This window comes from Sphingomonas sp. (assembly GCF_031361285.1).
In the GTDB taxonomy this organism is placed as follows: Bacteria; Pseudomonadota; Alphaproteobacteria; order Sphingomonadales; family Sphingomonadaceae; genus Sphingomicrobium.
The window spans coordinates 1-19,189 of record NZ_JANMCO010000122.1; the positions used below are offsets into that span (position 1 = coordinate 1).

The window sequence follows — 19,189 nt, forward strand, 5'->3', positions numbered from 1 at the left end:
CGACCGCCTGGTGACCGTCGCTTTGCCGCGCGTCCGCGATTTTCGCGGATTGAACCCCGAATCGTTCGACGGGCGCGGCAATTATGCGCTGGGCCTCAAGGAACAGATCATCTTCCCCGAGATCAATTACGACCAGATCGAAAAGGTCCGGGGCATGGACGTCATCATCACCACGACCGCCAAGACGGATGAAGAGGCGCGCGAGCTACTGCGCTTGTTCAACTTCCCGTTCCCAGCGGTCGAAGCAGAGGCACAGCAGGCCGCGTGAGCGGTCCTGCGCTTAGGAGAAGAACTTAAGTCATGGCGAAACTGAGTTCGATCAACAAGAACGAGCGTCGCAAGAAGCTCGTTCTGCAGTACGCGTCGAAATACGCGAAGCTGAAGGCGGTCGCGAACGACAAGTCGAAAGACGACACCGAGCGCTTGATCGCCCGGCTGAAAATGGCCGAGCTACCGCGCAATGCGAACCCGACGCGGGTCCGCAACCGCTGCGAGCTGACTGGCCGCAGCCGCGCATATTATCGCAAGTTCCGCCTGTCGCGGATCATGCTTCGGGACCTCGCCAATAAAGGCCTGATCCCGGGCGTAACGAAGTCGAGCTGGTAACAAGATGGCGATGACCGATCCACTAGGTGACATGCTCACCCGCATCCGCAACGGCCAGCAGGCGCGCAAGGATTCGATCCTGACGCCGGCGTCGAGGCTGCGCGCCAACGTCCTCGATGTGCTGCAGCGTGAGGGCTATATCCGCGGCTATACCGAAGAGGTTCTGGCCGGCCAAAAGGGCCTGCGCATCGACCTGAAATATTTCGAGGGCCAGCCGGCGATCCACCATCTGGCGCGGGTCTCGAAGCCCGGCCGCCGCGTCTACAGCGGATCGAGCGAGCTGCCGCACATTCGCAACGGCCTCGGGACCGTCATCGTCTCGACCCCGCGCGGCGTGCTCAGCGATGCCGAGGCGCGCGAGCAGAATGTCGGCGGCGAAGTGCTGGCGGAGGTATTCTAGGATGTCACGCATCGGCAAAAAGCCCGTCACCATTCCCGGCGGCGTCACCGCCACCACCGACGAAGGTACGCTCACCGTCAAGGGTCCCAAGGGGACGCTGACGATGGCGATGCTCGGCGACGTCATCTACAAGGTTGGCGAGGCCGAGATCCTGGTTACGCCGGTTGGCCCAACACAACAGGCGCGCTCAGCCTGGGGCTTGCAGCGGACGATGGTTCAGAACCTCGTCACTGGCGTCACCGAAGGTTTCACCAAGGTGCTCGAAATCACCGGCGTCGGCTATCGCGCCGCCGCGCAGGGCAAGAATTTGCGCCTGCAATTGGGTTATAGCCACGACGTCAACTTCCCGGTTCCCGAAGGGATCGAGATCAAGACGCCGGACGCCAATACGGTCGAAATCAGCGGCATTGACAAGCAGCAAGTCGGCCAGGTCGCGGCCGAAATCCGCCGCTGGCGCAAGCCCGAGCCTTACAAGGGCAAGGGCATCAAATATCGCGGCGAGTATATCTACCGAAAAGAAGGCAAGAAGAAGTAAGCCATGGCCAGACTCTCCCTGTTCGATCGCCGCCGTCGCCGCGTCCGTACCGCGCTCAAAGCGCGTGCGTCCGGCAAGCCGCGGCTCTCGGTCCACCGCTCGGGCCGCCACATCTATGCCCAGGTCATCGACGATGCCGCCGGCAAGACGCTGGCCGCTGCTTCGACGCTCGACAAGGAGTTCAAGGGCAAGACCGCCGCAACCACCGCGGGCGCGGCCGCGGTCGGCAAGACTTTGGCCGAACGCGCCAAGAAGGCCGGTGTGTCGCGCGTCGTGTTCGATCGCGGCGGCTTCCTGTTTCACGGCCGGGTGAAAGCCCTCGCCGAAGCTGCTCGCGAAGGCGGGCTGGAGTTCTAAATGGCTGACGAAAAAGACACCCCGCAAGTCGACGAGCCCAAGACAGAGGCACCGGCGGCTGAAGCTCCTGCGGCTGAGGCCCCCGCGGCCGAAGCGCCTGCGGCCGAAGCCCGCGCGCCGGTCGATGCGCCAGCGGCTGCGGAACCCGCGGCTGTCGAGGCTCCGGCTGCGGTTGAAGCGGCCGCTCCGGTGGCTGTCGAGGCCCCAGCTGCTGCCGAAGCTCCAGTTGCTGCCGAAGCGCCGGTCGAGGCTCCAGTCGAAGAACGGCGTCCTGCGCGCGGTGGCCGTGGCGGCCGTGGCGGCGGCGGTGGCGGACGCGACGGCAATCGCGGCGGTGGACGGGGTCGCCGTGACGGCGGTCGCGGTCCCAATCGCGACGACGGCGGCGAGGAGCTCATCGAGAAGCTCGTCCACATCAACCGCGTCTCCAAGACAGTCAAAGGCGGCAAGCGCTTCGGCTTTGCCGCGCTGGTCGTCGTCGGCGACGGCAAGGGCCGTGCCGGTTTCGGTCATGGCAAGGCGCGCGAAGTGCCGGAAGCGATCAGCAAGGCAACCGCGGCGGCCAAGAAGTCGATGGTCCGGGTGCCGCTGCGCGACGGTCGCACGCTGCACCATGACGGCGACGGGCATTTCGGCGCTGGCCGGGTGACCTTGCGCTCGGCGCCATCCGGCACCGGCATCATCGCCGGCGGCCCGATGCGCGCCGTGTTCGAAAGCCTCGGCGTGTCCGATGTCGTGACCAAGTCGGTTGGGACGTCGAACCCCTACAACATGGTTCGCGCCACCTTCGAGGCCTTGAAAGAGCAGACCGGCCCACGCTCGGTCGCCCAGCGGCGCGGCAAAAAGGTCTCCGACCTGCTCGGCCGCAGCGGCATGGCGAGTGCCGAGGCCGAAGCGGTCGCCGAAGCGATCGTGGAGTAAGCGGCATGGCCCAGGACAAGAAGAAAACGCTCAAGATCACCCAGACCGGGTCGCCGATCCGCCGCGACAAGACGCAGCGGGCGACGCTGGTCGGGCTGGGGCTCAACAAGATGCGCCGCACGGTTGAGGTCACGGACACCCCGGAAGTGCGCGGGCAGGTGCGCAAAGTGCATCATTTGGTCAGCGTCGAAGACTAAAAATCAACCGTGCTCCGGCTGTCGCCGGGGACTGCGCGACAAAAGCGAAAGCGAGTGCACGACATGAAATTGAATGAAATCCGCGACAACGCCGGTGCCCGCAAGGGCCGCATGCGGGTCGGACGTGGCATCGGCTCTGGCAAAGGCAAGACCGCCGGGCGCGGCCAAAAGGGCCAGAAGAGCCGCTCGGGCGTCTCCGTATTTGGCTTCGAAGGCGGTCAGATGCCACTCCACATGCGGCTGCCGAAGCGCGGCTTCAACAACATCTTCGCCAAGGATTATGCCGAGGTGAATTTGGGCGCGATCCAGAAACTGATTGATGCCGGCAAATTGGATGCCAAGGGCACGCTCGACCACGACGCATTGAAGGCCGCTGGCCTGGCGCGCGGCGGCAAGGACGGCGTGCGCCTGCTCGGCAAGGGCGAACTTAAGGCCAAACTCAGCATCAAGGTCGCTGGCGTGTCGAAGGGCGCGCGCGAAGCGGTCGAAAAAGCCGGCGGCTCGGTCGAGATCATCGTCGCCCGCGATCCCGCCGAGCTGGCCAAGGCCAAGAAGGGCAAGGTGCGTGAAAAGCGCCTCGCCGACAAGGCCGAGAAGGTCGAGAAGTCCGCCCAGACGGCAAAGGCCGACAAAGCGGCCAAGGCCGATAAGGCCGCCAAAGCTGCGAAAGCCTGACGCTTCGTCGCCGCACCACTCGCAATGACGGTTGCGCGGCCTATATGAACGGCAGCGTTTAGGGGAATACTCACCAATGGCATCCGCAGCCGAACAACTGGCATCAAACATCTCGATGTCGAGCTTTTCGAAGGCGACCGAGCTCAAGCGGCGCTTGTGGTTCACGCTCGGCGCGCTGATCCTGTTCCGGCTGCTGTCGTTCGTGCCCATGCCCGGGATCGACCCGGCGGCGATGGCCGCGCTCTACCAAACGCAGAGCGGCGGCATTCTCGACGTCTTCAACACCTTTTCCGGTGGCGCTCTGGAGCGGATGAGCATCGTTGCTCTGGGCGTCATGCCGTACATTACCGCGTCGATCGTCGTTCAGTTGGGCGCGACTCTCTACGGGCCGTGGCAGGTGCTACGCAAAGAGGGCGAGACCGGGCGCAAGAAGCTCAATCAGTACACCCGCTATTTGACGGTCCTGCTGACCACGGTCCAGGGCTATTGGATCGCCGTCGGCCTTGAAAGCCTTGGCGCGACCCAGGGCATCTCGGCGGTGGTCGAACCGGGCATGCTGTTCCGGGTCGCCGCCACCATCAGCCTCGTCGGAGGCACGCTGTTTCTGATGTGGATCGGCGAGCAGATCACCAGCCGCGGCATTGGCAACGGCGTGTCGCTGATCATCATGGCCGGGATCGTCGCCCGACTGCCCCAGGCGATTGCCCAGCTGCTTGAGGGCGGCCGCACGGGCACCATGAACCCGGTAATCGTGGTGGCCATCGTCGCCCTCACCGTCGGCCTGATCTTGTTCATCTGCTTCATGGAGCGAGCGCAGCGTCGGGTGCTGATCCAATATCCCAAGCGCCAGACGGCGCGGGGCGCGATGCAGCAGGAGCGCAGCCACCTGCCGATCAAGATCAACATCTCGGGCGTGATTCCGCCGATCTTCGCTTCATCCTTGCTGCTGATGCCGCTGACGGTGCTGCAAATGTCGGGCGCCGGGAGCGACCCCAATTCGGGCGACTGGCTGATTACGGTCAGTACGCTCCTCCAGCACGGCTCGCCCGCCTATCTCGGGCTGTACGCGGCGGGCATCGCCTTTTTCTGCTTCTTTTATGCCGCGGTGCAGTTCAACAGCGAGGAGACGGCCGACAATCTGAAACGCCACGGCGGCTTCATCCCCGGCATTCGGCCAGGCAAGGCGACCGAGAGCTATTTCGATTATCTGGTGACGCGTATCACCGTGGTCGGCGCCGCTTATCTGGTGCTGATCTGCCTGATCCCGGAAATTCTCGCGGCCCAGGCCGGGCTCAATTTCCGCCTCGGCGGGACCAGCTTGCTGATCGTCGTCAACGTTACTATGGATACGGTCGCGCAAATCCAGAGCCATTTGATCGCGCACCAATATGGCGACCTGATCAAGAAGGCGAAGCTCAAGACCGGGCGCCGGCGCTAAGTCCCGCCGCAGATGGCTGAGCGTAACCCCATGAACATTGTCCTGCTGGGCCCTCCCGGCGCCGGTAAGGGCACCCAGGCGGCGCGGCTGCAGGCGAGCCGCGGCATGATCCAGATGTCGACCGGCGACATGCTGCGCGAAGCGGTCGCCAACGGCAGCCCGGTCGGCGTCAAGGCCAAGGCGGTGATGGAAGCCGGCAAGCTGGTCAGCGACGCCATCGTCAGCGCCCTGATCGGCGAACGGCTCGACACCGCCGGGCGCCACGGAGCGATCTTCGACGGTTTTCCCCGCACCCGCCAGCAAGCCGAAGCGCTCGACTCGCTGCTCGCCGAGCGCGGCCGCAATCTCGACCACGTGATTGAGCTGGTGGTTGATGAAGACGCGCTGGTCGAACGGATCGCCGGGCGCTTTAGCTGTGCAAAGTGCGGCGCCAGTTACCATGACCGCTTCAAGCCGCCGCTGGCGGACGGGGTTTGCGACCATTGCGGATCGACCGAATGCATTCGCCGACCCGACGACAATGAGCAGACGGTGCGCCGGCGGATGGCCGAATATCGCGCCAAGACCGAGCCGATCCTGCCGTATTATGACGAGCGCGGCCTGGTCCATCGCGTCGACGGCATGCAGTCCGTCGACGATGTCGCGGCGCAGATCGAAGCGATCCTCGACAGCTAGACACGCGCGCGGCATGCTGGTCCCGCAATTGGGGAGGCAGGCATGAAGTGGTTGGTGGCGCTCGCGACAATCTTGGCCCCGGCGGCGGCGCGCGCCGACGTGGTCTCGGCCAGCGCCAATGGTTTTGAAATCCGCCACAGCGTCGCCATCGTCATTCCCCAACCCTTGGCGTTCGAGGCTTTCACGCAAATTTCGCAATGGTGGAATGCCGAGCACACCTACAGCGGCAAATCGTCGAACCTGACGCTGTCACTGACCCCCGGCGGCTGCTTTTGCGAAACCCTGCCCAACGGCGGCGGCATCGAGCACATGCATGTCGCCTACGTTGATCCAGGCCAACGACTGGTGCTGACTGGCGCGCTTGGTCCGCTGCTGTACCAAGCGGCGACGGGCGTGATGGATATCAAGGTTGAACGGATCGCCGGCGGTTCGCGCCTGACATTGGATTACAAGGTCGCCGGATTTGCCAACGGCGGCGCGGACAAGATCGCGCCGGTGGTTGACCAAGTGCTTGGCGACCAGATGGCGCGGTTCCGCAAATATGCCGCGGCCATGCCGCAGTCGCGTTAGGCGCGCTCCAGCGTAACGAAGCGAAACGGCGGGTCCTCGCCGCTGTGATCCTCGCGCGCGGTCTCGTGCCATTCCGGGCCGTCGCGTGGGTCCTCAATCCTGGTGTCGCCGGCGACGTCGCGCAACACTTCGGTCAGCTCGATCCGGCCGGCGACGGGCAGGAACAGGCGGAAAATCTCCGCCCCGCCAATCACCGAAATCGGCGCGCTGCCCGCCAACGCCAGCGCGTCGTCGACGCTGCTCGCGACCTCGGCGCCCGCCGCCTGCCAGCCCGTGTCGCGCGTCAGGACGACATGCCGCCGTCCGGGCAACAGACCGGGCAGGCTGGCGAAGGTCTTGCGGCCCATCACCAGCACGCTGCCCATGGTCAACGCCTTGAACCGCTTGAGATCGGCGGAGATATGCCACGGCAGCCCGCCATCCCGGCCGATCACGCCATTGCTGGCGCGCGCCACGACCAAGGTGACCGGCGACCGGCTCATCGTTTGACCGCCGCGGTCATCAGATAGGCGCGGCGGCGCTCGCCGAACTGGCGATGCTTGTCGGTGCCGTCGATGCCGGCATAATTTTCCAGCTGTCGTTTCAGCAGCCATCGCGCGAACAATGGCGCACGCCGCCGGATGACGTCCCGGCGGCGCGGGCTGTCGAGCCGGCAGGCTTCGGCGACATTGTCGGTGGCGTCGGTAAATTTGGCGGCGAACCCGGCGCCGGCAAGGTCGATTTTCATTTGCTCGACCTGGGCGCTGCAGAAATTGTCGGTGTAGATGAACACCCCGTCCGGCTTGAGCACGCGCGCGGCTTCGGCCAGGAAACGCGGTCGGTCGCCAAAATCGTTTGACGCCTCGACGTTCAGCACGACATCGAAGCTGGCGTTGGCAAACGGCAGGTCAAGCGCGCTGCCCTCGACAAAGCGCCGTTGGTCGTCCTCGCCATAGCTCGCGCGGCAAAAAGCGATTGCGTTGCCGGCGACGTCCAGTCCGGTCGCGTCGAACACCCCCGGCGCGGCGCTGAGGAAGGCGTCGAGCCCGCCGCCGCGGCCGCAACTGACTTCGAGCAATTTGAGGCCCGGCGCGAGCGAACGCTTGGCTTTCAACAGCCGCAACATCTCGCGATACATCTGGTGCTGGAAACGCTGCGGATGATCGCCTTCGGCGGGGGCAAAGCCATAATTATTGGTCGTCGTCTCGCCCCAGTCGACGGCATAGAACCGATTCCACAGCGCCGGGCGGCGGCTATGGTCGTCGCGAAGCCGGCGCAAATAGCGGTGCACGCCTTTCGGTCCCCCGGCCAATGCCAGGGCCGCCGCGGCCGCGCCCCCGATCCCGAGCAGGATGATACGCGCACGAGACTGCGCCTGGGAAACCATGGGCTCACTTTGCAGCTACTCAGCGACAATGCCAAGCCTGCGATTTGCCGCTATGGCTGCTCGGGACATGCCGCCCAATCCTTCCGTTATGATCGCCGCCGTCCAGGAGAGGCTGGGCCCGCGCGCCGCCATTACCGACCCCCAGGAGGTCGAGCCGTGGCTGACCGACTGGCGCGGTCGCTTCCACGGCCAGGCGCTGGCGATCCTGTCGCCAAAGTCGACCGAAGAGGTCGCGGCGATGGTCGGTCTCGCCGCCTTGCATCGCGTGCCGCTGGTCCCCCAGGGCGGCAATACCGGCATGGTTGCCGGCGCGACCCCACCCGCCGATGGCAGCGCCCTGATCCTGTCGCTGCGGCGGATGAACCGGCTGCGCGCGATCAGCGCCGAGGCCAATGTCGCGGTCGCCGAAGCGGGGATGATCCTCGCCGAACTGCACAGCCAGGCGGCCGAGGTCGGCCGGCGGTTTCCGCTGACCCTGGGATCGCGCGGCAGCTGCACCATCGGCGGCCTGATCGCGACCAACGCCGGCGGCACGCAAGTGCTCAAGTTCGGTACCATGCGGGCGCTGGTCGCCGGCCTCGAGGCGGTGCTGCCGGACGGCTCGATCCACAACGGCCTGACCGCGCTCAAGAAAGACAATCGCGGCTACAGCCTCGATCATCTGCTGATCGGCTCCGAAGGCACGTTGGGGATTATCACCGCCGCGGCATTGAAGCTGGTGCCGGCGGTGGCGGCGCGAGCAGTGGCCTGGGCCGGCCTCGCCGATCCGCAGGCCGCGCTCGACCTGCTGCGCCGGCTGCAGCACGCCAGCGACATCGTCGAAGGGTTCGAGATCGTGCCCGCTTCGTCGCTCGATCTGGTGCTTGAGCATATTCCGGGCACGCGCAACCCGCTGCAAGGCCGGCACCCTTGGCACGTGCTGATCGAGGCGACGTCGCCGGATGCATCGCAATCGCCGTCGGCCCAGCTTGAACAGATGCTCGGCCAGGCGCTCGAGCAGGGGCAGATCGAGGATGCCACGATCGCCTCCAGCGAAGCGCAGGCCGAGGCGTTCTGGCGCATCCGCGATTCGATCTCGGAAGCCGAGCGGGCGAGCGGCGGCTCGATCGCCCACGACATTTCGGTCCCGGTCGACGCCATGCCGCGCTTCATGGTCGCCGCCGCCGACGCGGTCGAGCGCGCCTTTCCCGGCGTCGAAGCCAGCGCGTTTGGCCATCTCGGCGACGGCAATGTCCATTTTCACGTCCGCCTGGGCAGCCGCGCCGCCGACGACACGCCGGCAATCACCCACCTGGTCGACGATCTGGTCACCGCGGCGGGCGGCTCGATCTCGGCCGAGCACGGCATCGGCCAGGTCAAGCTCGACGAACTCGAGCGCCTGGCCCCCCCCGGCCGCATCGCCGCCCTGAAAGCGATTAAGCACGCGCTCGACCCCACGGGGCTGATGAACCCCGGCAAGCTGGTGCGTTGAGGCGAAGAGACTAGTCCGCCCGGCCGCCTCAAGACCATCGGTAAACTTGATGAAGCTAAGCGGCGCCACGTGCGGCTCACAATGCTGTCGCCATCGGCGCTAGGAAATTAGGCTAATGTCCGCTTTGGGTGAAACCGGACGCTAGGCCTTAGTCTCCTGGCGTGATCAGCCGGTGGTGTGCCCTTTACCCTGCAACTCTTGAATTTGGTCCTTCATATTATTCCGCTGCAACTCCCACTCGTGTCGAGTGAGGCATTGAATGGTCTTTACGATAATTGACCCCTCCACATTGTCACGGCGGCATATAACCGGGTTGGGCTTGCGGATAACCTTCCCGGACGGAGTGGCGATATTCATCGTGCCTGGTGGGAGCTTCCAAGAGATAAAGCCGGTTTGAATTGCTCTTACCGCATTTCCGTTGGCGGCTAGAAATTGGTGAGGCTTGACGTATTGAACGATGATCGCACAAGTCTCGCTGTCGAGCGCGCTGAAACCGCTGCTTTCGGTAACCTCGCACGAGCCTATCCAGCCTTCACGTTCCACGACCATTCGGAAACCGACTCGGCCCTGCTCTCGACGCTTCAGCGCTCCTTCCGGATAATAATCGCTCAGAAACTCGCCATTCTTCGAGGTCCGAACATAGTCATTGGAGTCGCTAGCCGCCGGAGCGCCGGAAGCCGTCAGTATCATCATTGCGATCATGCCAAATTCGAGCACTGCAATTACCTCCTATTTACCAGGTTGCGACGTTTCGGACTCATAGGAGCTTTATCGAAACGGGCGCGCGTTTCTTCGATCAAGACCTTTTAAGCCCAAACCACGTAGATCGAAAGTGTAGTTATTACCTTGTCCGTTCAACAGTGAGCCAAGCCCAGATGTCGAAGGAAAGCAGTCTCATTCGCTCGGTATGGGTGCGAAGGCTAATGACCGCAATGGGTCGAAAGCGGACATTAGGCGCCGCAGCGGGCACCAAGTAACAGCTGAGTTACCCATGCGTTACCCCGACTAGTTCAGGTAACCGCAAAAACCCCCGAAAAACTGGCGCGCCCGGCAGGATTCGAACCTGCGACCTCAAGCTTAGAAGGCTCGCGCTCTATCCAACTGAGCTACGGGCGCACGTTGAACTGGCTTATGTCCCGGCGCAAAGCGCCGCAAGGCCGAACGGCCGCCCGAGCGTTTTGGTGGACGCCAAGCCGGGCGGATGCCCGGCGCCCGGCGCTTGAGGGGCAAACAATTACGCGACGGCTTCGAGCAAGCCTTCGAACATCCGCCGGCCGTCGGTGCCGCCATGCGCCGGTTCGAACGCGCGTTCGGGGTGCGGCATCAGGCCCAGCACGTTGCCGGTGTCGTTCAAGATGCCGGCGATCGCTCTCGCCGATCCATTGACCGGCTCGGCATAGCGCAAGGCGACGCGGCCCTCGCCCTCCAGCCGGTCGAGCGTTGCGGCGTCGGCCTGGAAATTGCCGTCATGGTGCGCGACCGGAATGTGAATTGTCTCGCCAGCCTGGTATGCGGCGGTGAACAGGCTCTGGCTGTTCTCGACGGTCAGCGCGACCGGCCGGCAGACGAACGCGAGGCCCGCGTTGCGCATCAGCGCCCCGGGCAGCAAGCCGACTTCGGTCAGCACCTGGAAACCGTTGCAAATGCCGATCACCGGCACGCCGCGGGCGGCGGCATCGGTGACCGCGCGCATGATCGGCGCCCGCGCCGCCATGGCGCCCGACCGCAAATAATCGCCGTAAGAAAAGCCGCCCGGCAGCGCGATGAAGTCGGTGCCGTCGGGCAACTCGCTGTCGCGGTGCCAGACCATCGCCGGGGCGCGCCCGGTGACCTGCTCCAGCGCGACGGCGATATCGCGGTCGCAGTTGGAGCCGGGAAAGACGATGACCGCGGTTTTCACGCCGCTTCCATCCGCTCGATGCGGAAATTCTCGATCACCGTATTGGCGAGCAATTTGCGGCACATGTCCTCGATATCGGCATCGCTGGTGCCGTCGGCGAGGTCGAGCTCGATGAGCTTGCCGGCCCGCACGTCCTGAACGCCGGCGAAGCCGAGCCCGGCCAGCGCGTGATGGATCGCTTTGCCCTGCGGGTCGAGCACGCCGGGTTTGAGGGTGACGAAGATTCGCGCTTTCATAGTGCGCGCTCCTATGACGGCGGTGGCTGCGCCGATCAAGTTTTACGATTGGTTTACCGGTCGAGGAGCATCCTGTCGCGGCCGGCAGGACCGGCGCGCGATGGGAGGAAGCCGATGGTCTGGCTCGCAGTCGCTATGTTCGTCATGTTGTTCGGTTGGGGCGGCCAATATTTCGGCTGGCACGATGCCACCGGGAAAATCCAGCTCGCTCTGTTCACCTCGTTCATCCTCGGCATCATCACCGGCTACAAAAACAAGGGCTGATGCCGCCCCTTGCTGATCTGCCAACCTGGACGGACTCCAACACATTTGCGCTTGTCTCCAAGTCATTGCGACCTAGAGTAGCAAATTGACCTACTTGCTCGGCGCAAGGAGACAAGCATGGCGAATGCCTGGATCGCGTCGCTGCGTCATTGCATTACCAATCTGACGCGCACTTCAGGACGGGACCGCAGAGACCAATTTTGGCCTTATGTTGGCACAGTGTTTGCTGGCGTGTTTCTTGTTTGGGAAGTGAGTTTCAGCGTCGCAATTAGCCGGTTGCAAAAAGTTATTGTGACTAATCCCGACGCTATATCCGTTGCTTCTGGTCCCGGCGTGTTTTCCGCCCATTTCCACGTCCCTTCGCCGCCCCAAGTTGCAAACATGTTCAATGCACTTTTGCTTGTGATGGCGATCATCGCCTTGATTACCATTTTCCTCCTTGCTGCCGCGGCTGTGCGCCGCCTTCACGATCGCGGTAGCTCCGGCTGGTGGGGAATACTGCCAATTCCATTCCTTCTTTTTGGATTTGCCGGTTTCGGTTATTTCCAATCGCAGATGGGCGGCGGTGGACAGCCTCCAATGGGCCTATTCATGGCCATGTTCTTCAACAATTTCATCTATATCGTCTGTCTTGTTATCCTGATTGTCATGCTGGCCAGCAAGTCTAATCCGGCTGATAATCGTTATGGCCCGATAGCTACGGATAGCTGAAAGGCTCTTTGGCGTAGCCCGCGCAGGCGCTACGGTGGCATCGGTGACCGCGCTTCCACCCTACGCCCAATTGCTGCGGCTGCGGATCGACGACAGCGTCGATGATTTGCGGCTGGTGATGCCGTTCCACGACGACGTCGTCGGCCGGCCCGGCTACCTCCACGGCGGCGCCATCGCCGGACTGCTCGAATTCGCTGCTTTCACCACGCTGGCGCGCGCCATCGGCGATCCCGCGGTGGCGATGAAGCCGATCACCGTCACCGTCGATTATATGCGCGGTGGCACGCCGCGCGACACCTTCGCCACCGCCGAAATCCAGCGCCTCGGCAACCGCATCGCCAATGTCGAGGCGACCGCGTGGCAAACCGAGCCGTCGAGCCCGATCGCCAGCGCGCGATTGAATTTCCTGCTCGAACGGCCGGGTGCTAAAACAACCGCCCGCTAGCCCTTGCCAGCCCGGGGGGCGCCGCCTAGCGGATCAGCGCAACCAGCAGGTGACAGCATGACCGATCCCATCTCCACCAAGCGGCACGGCGACGTGCTGATCGTCACGTCCAACAATCCGCCGGTCAACGCGCTCGGTGCGGCCGTCCGCCAGGGGCTGGTGGCGGCCATCGCGCAGGCCGAAGCCGATGAGGCGGTGAAGGCGGTGGTCATCGCCTGCGAAGGCCAGACCTTCTTCGCCGGCGCCGACATCACCGAATTCGGCAAGCCGCCGGTGATGCCGTGGCTGCCCGAAGTGGTCGACGCGATCGAAAATTGCTCCAAGCCAGTGGTTGCGGCGATCCACGGCACCGCGCTCGGCGGCGGGCTCGAAATCGCGCTGGGTTGCCATTATCGAGTCGCGGTGGGCAGCGCCAAATTGGGCGTTCCCGAGGTCAAATTGGGCTTGCTGCCGGGAGCGGGCGGGACCCAACGCCTGCCGCGCGTCGCCGGGGTTGGTCACGCGCTCGAAATGTGCGCCACCGGCACCCCAATCAGCGCTGGCGAGGCGTTTGCCTGCGGGCTGGTCGACCGCCTGATCGAGGGCGAACTGGTGCCGCATGCGGTCGGCTATGCCGAAGAAGTCCGCGACGTCCGGCCGCTGCCCAAATCGTCCGAGCGTGAGGATCGTCTCACCGAAGCGCGCGCCAACCCCGCCGTGTTCGACGATTTCCGTAAGGCCAACGCCCGCAAATTCCGCGGTTTCGACGCGCCAGAAGCCAATATCCGCGCGGTCTCGGCGGCGCTCGACAAACCTTATTCCGAAGGCGTGATCGAAGAACGCAAGCTGTTCATGGAGCTGATGAGCGGCGTTCAGGCCCGGGCGCAGCAATATTTCTTCTTCGCCGAACGCAAGGCCGCGAAAATCGACAATCTGCCCGAGGGCACCAAGCCGCGCGACGTGCAGCGCGTTGGCGTCATCGGCGCCGGCACCATGGGCGGCGGCATCTCGATGAATTTCCTGTCGGCCGGCATTCCGGTGACGATCGTCGAGATGAGCCAGGACGCGCTCGACCGTGGCACCAGCGTCATGCGCAAGAATTACGAGGCCAGCGCCGCCAAGGGCAAATTGACCGCCGCGCAAGTCGAAAAGGCCACCGGACTGCTCAACCCGACGCTCGATTTCGAGGCGCTCGCCCACTGCGACCTGATCATCGAAGCGGTCTATGAGGACATGGCCGTCAAGAAAGAGATTTTCGGGCGGCTGGATAAAATTGCCAAGCCCGGGGCGATCCTCGCCTCCAACACGTCTTACCTCAACGTCGACGAGATCGCGGCGAGCATTTCGCGGCCGCAGGATGTGCTTGGCATGCACTTTTTCTCGCCAGCCAACATCATGAAATTGCTCGAAGTTGTCCGTGGCGCCAAGACCGCGCCCGACGCGCTGATGACCGCTATGGCCATCGCCAAGCGCATCCGCAAAGTCGCTGTCGTCGCCGGCGTCTGCCACGGCTTCATCGGCAACCGGATGCTGATGCCGCGCCAGGTCGAGGCGACCAAGCTACTGCTCGAAGGCGCCAGCCCCGAACAGATCGACCGCGTCCATGTCGAATTCGGCATGCCGATGGGGCCGTTCCAGATGGCTGATTTAGCGGGCGTCGATATCGGCTGGCACCGCGATGTTGCGCGCATCGAGAACATCCGCGACGCGCTGTGCAGCCTCGACCGGTGGGGGCAGAAAAAGGGCGCTGGGTTCTATGATTATGACGACAAGCGCCGCCCGTCGCCATCACCCGTCGTGCAGCAGATCATCGAGGATTTCGCGGCCAAGCAGGGCGTCGAACGGCGCGATATCTCCGACCAGGAAATCATCGAGCGCACCCTCTACACCATGGTCAACGAAGGCGCGAAAATCCTTGAGGAAGGGATGGCCCAGCGCGCTTCGGATATCGACGTCGTGTGGGTCTATGGCTACGGCTGGCCAGTCTATCGCGGCGGGCCGATGTTCTGGGCCGACAGCGAGGGCCTTGCCACCATCGTCGACGGTCTGAAGCGCCAGGAGCAGCGCATGGGCAGCGATTTCAGCTTCTCGAAGCTGCTGCTCGACAAAGCCGCCGCTGGAGAAAAATTCACCCGGTAACGCGCGTTTTTTCATCCGGCAGCTGCCAGAGCATCGCCATCGCCACCGCGGCGAGCCCGGCGCCAGCGAAGAAGGTCGCGCGGGCGCCGTCGCGGTCCCACAGCAGCCCGGCGCCGAGGCTGGCGAGCAACGTCGCGATTCCGCTGGCGAAGTAGAAAGCGCCGAAGCTTGTGGCGCGCAATTCGGGCGGGGCGCTGTCGGCGATCAGGCGCGAGAAGATGCCCTGAGTCAGCGCCATATGCGCGCCCCACAGGGTGACCCCGATGCCGAGGCCGACGAGGCCGATCGGCTGCGCGAGGATGACATCGGCGACGATCAGCACGCCCATGCCCGACATCAGGATGGTTTTCGAACTCATCCGGTCGCTCAAGGCGCCGGCCGGATAAGCGAGGGCGAAGAAGGCGAGGTTGAATACTACCAGCACTAGCGGCGACAAGGTCGCCGACAGCCCGACGTCGAACCCGCGCAGGATCAGGAAGCTCTCCGAAAAGCGGGCCAGCGTGAACAAGAAGCCGACCGCGATCAGCCGGCGGGTCGGCCGGTTGATCTCGCGGAAGCCGGCGAAGAATGGCGCGCGCGGCTGTCCCTCGGGGCGCGGAGCACTGTTTTCCTTGAGCGCCAGCCAGGCCAGCAGGAAACACAGCGCCGCCGGAATCACGGCAATCCAGAACACCGTACGAATGTTGCCGGCGAAATAGATCATCAGTCCGACCGCGGCGATCGGCGCGATCATCGCTCCGACCGTGTCGAGCGACTGCCGCAGGCCGAAGGCGCGGCCCCGGATTGCGGCCGGCGTCTCGTCGGCGATCATGCCGTCGCGGGGCGCGCCGCGAATGCCCTTGCCAAGCCGGTCGGCGAACCGCGCGCCCATCACTTCGACGGCGCCCGACGCCAGGGGAAATAGCGGTTTGGACAAAGCCGCCAGCCCGTAACCAGCAAGGATCCACGGTTTGCGGCGGCGGCTGCGGTCGCTGAGACGGCCGGAGGCGAGCTTGGCGAACGACGCGGTCGCCTCGGCAATGCCGTCGATCGCCCCGACCATCGCCACCGGCAGGCCGAGCGTGACGGTAATGAACAAGGGCAGCAGCGCGTGATAAATCTCGCTCGACAGGTCCATCAGCAGGCTGACGAAGCCAAGGATCCAGACGTTGCGGGGCAGGCGGGAAGGGGCGCTCATGTCGGTCATATCTCGTCTCACCGCTGGATTGTGTAATGCGAACTTTGCATCGCCGCGAACAATTGTTATTCTACAAGCATGATCGGGGGATCAACACCATCCGCACTGGCGTCGCGTTTTACGGCGATCGCACAAAATTACATCGCTGACGGACCCGCCGAGCGGGCCGATCGCGCCCGGCGCAAATTGCTCTTGGCGCTCGGCGAACGCGAACCGGCGACGCTGAAACAGGTTGCAGCGGCCGTGCGTCGCGGCGCCCCCGCCGTCAGCCGTTCGATCGAGAGCCTGGTCAAAGCCGGCCTGGTCGATCGCGCGCCCGACCCAACCAACCGCCGGCGGCTGGCCATGCGGTTGAGCGAAGCGGGGCGGCGGGAACTGGAAAAACGCCCAACCACCGGCAACGCGCTGGAGAATCAGCTCGACCGCCTTGCCCACAGCGAGCTGCGCGCAATCGAGCGCGCGCTCGAAATTCTCGAACGCTAGGAATAAGCCGCGGGCGGCAATCCGATCGCGTGTGTCAGCTGTCGAAACCGCGGTTCCGCGCTCAACATTTCGAATGATGGCGTCGATGCCATTTTGATGGCCGTCGGTTCATGCGCCGCTACCGACCGGGCCAGGCTGTCGAGCGCCTCGTTGCGGCGGCCGGCATCGGCGAATATCTGAGCCCGCTGAAACCAGGTCGCCCGTGCCGGCAGGAAATTTGCAATCCGCCAATGGAGGAATTCCGCATATCCCGCGTTGGCCGGCAGCGCGCGAATGTGGGCCATCTGGCTGGGCGCTGCCCGCAGGCTCGCCATCAGTTGCAGCGCGACAAAGCGGGCGTCGTTCATCCGGCCCAGCGCGGCGAGAGCAGAATGGGCGCAAGATAGACGATTGATGCTGGCGCCGCTGTTGATCCCGCAAGCATTGGTTGCCAGGTCGGGGCGCCCGGCGCGGATCAATAGCCAGCCAAGTTCGGTTCGCCGTTCCCCAGTCAAGACGGTGTCGGTCAGCAGCTGGCCGGCCAGGCGCAGGGCGGCGGACCGTTGACCGCGATTGACGGCCAGCCATGCCAGTCCCAGCCGGGCATCCGCATTGGCGGGTTCGAGCTTCAGTGCCGCGCGATAATCGCGGTCGGCCAATCGCCAGTTCCAGCGTCCGCCAAGTTCAAGCTCGGCCTTAAGCACCAGCAGCGTCGGTGATGCGGCCGCCGGGCTTCCGGCTTGGGCAACGGCACCTTCCGCGCTGGCCAGCGACCGTGCAGTGGGGGAGCCACGCCACTCCTCGACGGCGGATTGGGCACGAACAACCGCGCCAAGGTTGCTGGGTTGTTGCGGACGAGCCGACCATGCGGTGGTCATCGCCACCAGCATCAGGCCGGCAGAAACGAGCGCGAGCGCGGGGGCCATGGTGCGGCGCCCCATGGCCTCGTTTCCACCGACCCAGCGATAGCCGTAGCTTCGCTCTGTTTTGATGTAGCGCGGTGCTCCGACATCATCGCCCAGGGCCGCCCGCAGCGATCGTACCGCCGTGTTGAGGCGACGCTCGGTGTCTATCCGTACAGCGTAAGGCCACAGCGCCTGCTTGAGTTCGGCGCGGGTCACCAGCCTGTGCGGGTGATCGGCCAGCAGGCACAACAGCCGCCACAGCAACGGGCTGAGGGCGATCGGCTGGCCGCCCACCGTCGCGCGGCGCTCGCCGACGTCGATGCGCAGCGTCCTGGTGTTGACCGTGCCTGCTTTGGCCCTGGGCAAATCCATCCGGCTCCACAACATTGGCGGCACTCCCCAGCAGGCGATGCAATTCTCACCTATTTCTTACCCGCCATGCCCTTGCTGCACGAGCGACATTCGGCAAGCACCTTGGCAAGGTTTGCAAGAGGATGGGCAATGGCGGGTTTCGAGTTTCACATGACACGGCGTGCGGCGCTGATCGCCGTTGGCGCCGCCGCGGCCTGTGCGCCCCTGCGGATCGCGCCGGCGGCGCTGACGCTCGACGAGGTGATCCGGCGCAACACGAAAGCACGCGGCGGCGCGGCGGCGCTCGATGCCATGCACGCGATCGCGGTTGATGTGGAAATCGATGAGGGCGGGCAAAAGGTCAACGGCCACTATGCCGCGACCGTGGCGGGCCTGGTCCGCATCGACGTCTATGCCGACGGCAAACTGGCGGGCTCGGAGGGCGTCGATACACAAGGCGTTTGGATCCTGGGACGCAATGGGCCGCAGGCGAGTGTCGCGACCGGCGCGTCGAACGCCCTGACGCACGGCGCCGAAAACCATTTGTTCGGCTGGCATCGCTTTGCCGAGCGCGGGCATAAGTTGGCGCTGATGCCGCCCGAAGTGATCGACGGAATAACCTACCCGGTGGTGGAGGTGCGCTACGCAACCGGCCACATCAGCTATTTCTTTGTCGATCCGGTGAGTTGGCAAGCAGTGCGCCGCCGCGACGAACGCGCTTATCATCCCGATGTCAGCATGACCAAGAAGGCGGTTGAAAGCCGTTTCTCCGATTTCGTAAAGATCGGCGGTATTGTCGCTTCACACCGCAATGAAGACGTTGACCTGGCGACCGGCAAAACCTTGTCCACCAACCGCGTGCTCGCGCGCCGGATCAATCCGCAGGTTCCCACCGATTATTTCGACCGCAACCGGCGGGCGCCGCCGGCCTGGTAAGTCGCCGTGGCGAGGAGCGCGGCCAGGGGGCCATGTTGCATTGCAACATTGGGCGGTTTCGGCTAGGGCGTCGCGACCTCTTTTCCCGAGAATAGATCATGAAACTTCGCAACGTGGCGATCATCGCCCACGTCGACCATGGCAAGACCACGCTGGTCGACCAGCTGTTCCGCCAATCCGGCACCTTCCGCGACAACCAGCGGGTCGAGGAGCGGGCGATGGATTCGACCGACCTCGAAAAAGAGCGCGGCATCACCATTCTCGCCAAATGCACTTCGGTCGATTGGCCCAATCCTGACGGAAGCTCCACCCATATCAACATCGTCGACACCCCCGGCCACGCCGATTTCGGCGCCGAGGTCGAGCGCATCCTGTCGATGGTCGACGGCGTTATCCTGCTGGTCGACGCCGCCGAAGGGCCGATGCCGCAGACCAAGTTCGTCACCGGCAAGGCGCTCGCACTGGGCCTGCGC

Annotated in this window: 24 protein-coding genes, 1 tRNA gene and 2 pseudogenes; 19 read left to right on the plus strand and 8 right to left on the minus strand. The window is 64.4% G+C overall.

Annotated features, from left to right (window positions below; all coding sequences use genetic code 11):
* The 11 genes and pseudogenes from RMO25_RS10465 to RMO25_RS10515 all read left to right on the plus strand — a co-directional run.
* Positions 1–268, plus strand: a pseudogene (locus tag RMO25_RS10465) (50S ribosomal protein L5); the annotation flags it as partial.
* Positions 269–300: 32 nt separating this feature from the next.
* The gene (rpsN, locus tag RMO25_RS10470; RefSeq protein WP_309662544.1) at positions 301–606 is read left to right on the plus strand and encodes a 30S ribosomal protein S14; all 306 of its coding nucleotides are present in this window, start codon (positions 301–303) and stop codon (positions 604–606) included.
* A 4-nt stretch (positions 607–610) separates the two neighbouring features.
* Positions 611–1,006: a 30S ribosomal protein S8 gene (gene rpsH / locus RMO25_RS10475; RefSeq protein ID WP_309662545.1), complete on the plus strand. Its 396-nt coding sequence runs from the start codon at positions 611–613 to the stop codon at positions 1,004–1,006.
* A 1-nt stretch (position 1,007) separates the two neighbouring features.
* A complete protein-coding gene (gene rplF, locus RMO25_RS10480; protein ID WP_309662546.1) occupies positions 1,008–1,541 on the plus strand; it encodes a 50S ribosomal protein L6 in 534 nt (177 codons plus the stop codon).
* Between the two features lie 3 nt (positions 1,542–1,544).
* A complete protein-coding gene (rplR, locus tag RMO25_RS10485) occupies positions 1,545–1,898 on the plus strand; it encodes a 50S ribosomal protein L18 (RefSeq protein ID WP_309662547.1) in 354 nt (117 codons plus the stop codon).
* 189 nt (positions 1,899–2,087) lie between these two features.
* Positions 2,088–2,819 (plus strand): 30S ribosomal protein S5, encoded by a 732-nt coding sequence (gene rpsE, locus RMO25_RS10490; RefSeq protein WP_309662567.1) that lies wholly within the window; start codon positions 2,088–2,090, stop codon positions 2,817–2,819.
* Positions 2,820–2,824: 5 nt separating this feature from the next.
* Positions 2,825–3,016, plus strand: coding sequence for a 50S ribosomal protein L30 (gene rpmD, locus RMO25_RS10495; protein ID WP_309662548.1), 192 nt, complete (start codon positions 2,825–2,827; stop codon positions 3,014–3,016).
* 63 nt (positions 3,017–3,079) lie between these two features.
* Positions 3,080–3,598, plus strand: a pseudogene (rplO, locus tag RMO25_RS10500) (50S ribosomal protein L15); the annotation flags it as partial.
* A gap of 169 nt (positions 3,599–3,767) precedes the next feature.
* Positions 3,768–5,129 carry a preprotein translocase subunit SecY gene (gene secY, locus RMO25_RS10505; protein ID WP_309662550.1) on the plus strand — a complete coding sequence of 454 codons (1,362 nt, stop codon included), beginning with the start codon at positions 3,768–3,770 and terminating at the stop codon, positions 5,127–5,129.
* Between the two features lie 30 nt (positions 5,130–5,159).
* Positions 5,160–5,804, plus strand: a complete 645-nt coding sequence (locus tag RMO25_RS10510; protein ID WP_309662551.1) for an adenylate kinase — start codon at positions 5,160–5,162, stop codon at positions 5,802–5,804.
* Between the two features lie 42 nt (positions 5,805–5,846).
* Positions 5,847–6,374, plus strand: coding sequence for an ATPase (locus tag RMO25_RS10515; protein WP_309662552.1), 528 nt, complete (start codon positions 5,847–5,849; stop codon positions 6,372–6,374).
* On the opposite strand, the gene RMO25_RS10520 is transcribed toward RMO25_RS10515, so the two are convergent.
* Complete coding sequence (locus RMO25_RS10520; protein ID WP_309662553.1) at positions 6,371–6,856, minus strand: dihydrofolate reductase; 486 nt, start codon at positions 6,854–6,856, stop codon at positions 6,371–6,373. The two genes, RMO25_RS10515 and RMO25_RS10520, sit on opposite strands and share 4 nt — an antisense overlap.
* Positions 6,853–7,740, minus strand: coding sequence for a class I SAM-dependent methyltransferase (locus tag RMO25_RS10525; RefSeq protein WP_309662554.1), 888 nt, complete (start codon positions 7,738–7,740; stop codon positions 6,853–6,855). Before RMO25_RS10525 ends, RMO25_RS10520 begins: the two co-directional genes overlap by 4 nt.
* Positions 7,741–7,768: 28 nt before the next feature.
* Here RMO25_RS10525 and RMO25_RS10530 point away from each other — a divergent pair, with 28 nt between their 5' ends.
* Positions 7,769–9,211, plus strand: coding sequence for an FAD-binding oxidoreductase (locus tag RMO25_RS10530; RefSeq protein WP_405051872.1), 1,443 nt, complete (start codon positions 7,769–7,771; stop codon positions 9,209–9,211).
* Positions 9,212–9,376: 165 nt separating this feature from the next.
* On the opposite strand, the gene RMO25_RS10535 is transcribed toward RMO25_RS10530, so the two are convergent.
* From RMO25_RS10535 to purS, 4 genes are all read right to left on the minus strand, one after another.
* Positions 9,377–9,913 carry an energy transducer TonB gene (locus tag RMO25_RS10535; RefSeq protein ID WP_309662555.1) on the minus strand — a complete coding sequence of 179 codons (537 nt, stop codon included), beginning with the start codon at positions 9,911–9,913 and terminating at the stop codon, positions 9,377–9,379.
* Between the two features lie 337 nt (positions 9,914–10,250).
* A tRNA-Arg gene (locus tag RMO25_RS10540) sits at positions 10,251–10,327 on the minus strand.
* Positions 10,328–10,445: 118 nt separating this feature from the next.
* Positions 10,446–11,111, minus strand: a complete 666-nt coding sequence (gene purQ / locus RMO25_RS10545) for a phosphoribosylformylglycinamidine synthase subunit PurQ (protein WP_309662556.1) — start codon at positions 11,109–11,111, stop codon at positions 10,446–10,448.
* Positions 11,108–11,347 (minus strand): phosphoribosylformylglycinamidine synthase subunit PurS, encoded by a 240-nt coding sequence (gene purS / locus RMO25_RS10550; RefSeq protein ID WP_309662557.1) that lies wholly within the window; start codon positions 11,345–11,347, stop codon positions 11,108–11,110. The genes purQ and purS overlap by 4 nt, the downstream gene beginning before the upstream one ends.
* A 114-nt stretch (positions 11,348–11,461) precedes the next feature.
* On the opposite strand from purS, the gene RMO25_RS10555 reads away from it, so the two are divergent.
* The 4 genes from RMO25_RS10555 (at position 11,462) to RMO25_RS10570 (ending at position 14,885) form a co-directional block, all read left to right on the plus strand.
* Positions 11,462–11,611, plus strand: a complete 150-nt coding sequence (locus tag RMO25_RS10555) for a hypothetical protein (RefSeq protein ID WP_309662558.1) — start codon at positions 11,462–11,464, stop codon at positions 11,609–11,611.
* 117 nt (positions 11,612–11,728) lie between these two features.
* Positions 11,729–12,322, plus strand: a complete 594-nt coding sequence (locus tag RMO25_RS10560) for a DUF805 domain-containing protein (protein WP_309662559.1) — start codon at positions 11,729–11,731, stop codon at positions 12,320–12,322.
* A 43-nt stretch (positions 12,323–12,365) separates the two neighbouring features.
* Positions 12,366–12,767 carry a PaaI family thioesterase gene (locus tag RMO25_RS10565; protein WP_309662560.1) on the plus strand — a complete coding sequence of 134 codons (402 nt, stop codon included), beginning with the start codon at positions 12,366–12,368 and terminating at the stop codon, positions 12,765–12,767.
* A 57-nt stretch (positions 12,768–12,824) separates the two neighbouring features.
* A complete protein-coding gene (locus RMO25_RS10570) occupies positions 12,825–14,885 on the plus strand; it encodes a 3-hydroxyacyl-CoA dehydrogenase NAD-binding domain-containing protein (RefSeq protein WP_309662561.1) in 2,061 nt (686 codons plus the stop codon).
* On the opposite strand, the gene RMO25_RS10575 is transcribed toward RMO25_RS10570, so the two are convergent.
* Complete coding sequence (locus RMO25_RS10575; protein ID WP_309662562.1) at positions 14,875–16,071, minus strand: MFS transporter; 1,197 nt, start codon at positions 16,069–16,071, stop codon at positions 14,875–14,877. The two genes, RMO25_RS10570 and RMO25_RS10575, sit on opposite strands and share 11 nt — an antisense overlap.
* A 69-nt stretch (positions 16,072–16,140) precedes the next feature.
* On the opposite strand from RMO25_RS10575, the gene RMO25_RS10580 reads away from it, so the two are divergent.
* Positions 16,141–16,545, plus strand: a complete 405-nt coding sequence (locus RMO25_RS10580; RefSeq protein WP_309662563.1) for a MarR family transcriptional regulator — start codon at positions 16,141–16,143, stop codon at positions 16,543–16,545.
* Here the strand turns inward: RMO25_RS10580 and RMO25_RS10585 are convergent.
* Positions 16,542–17,801, minus strand: a complete 1,260-nt coding sequence (locus tag RMO25_RS10585; RefSeq protein ID WP_309662564.1) for a winged helix-turn-helix domain-containing protein — start codon at positions 17,799–17,801, stop codon at positions 16,542–16,544. The two genes, RMO25_RS10580 and RMO25_RS10585, sit on opposite strands and share 4 nt — an antisense overlap.
* A gap of 129 nt (positions 17,802–17,930) precedes the next feature.
* Between RMO25_RS10585 and RMO25_RS10590 the strand changes: the two genes are divergently transcribed.
* Entirely contained in the window at positions 17,931–18,716 is a 786-nt protein-coding gene (locus RMO25_RS10590) for a hypothetical protein (RefSeq protein WP_309662565.1), read from the plus strand.
* 98 nt (positions 18,717–18,814) lie between these two features.
* The coding region (locus RMO25_RS10595) for a GTP-binding protein (RefSeq protein WP_309662566.1) at positions 18,815–19,189 on the plus strand (375 nt) is incomplete at its 3' end.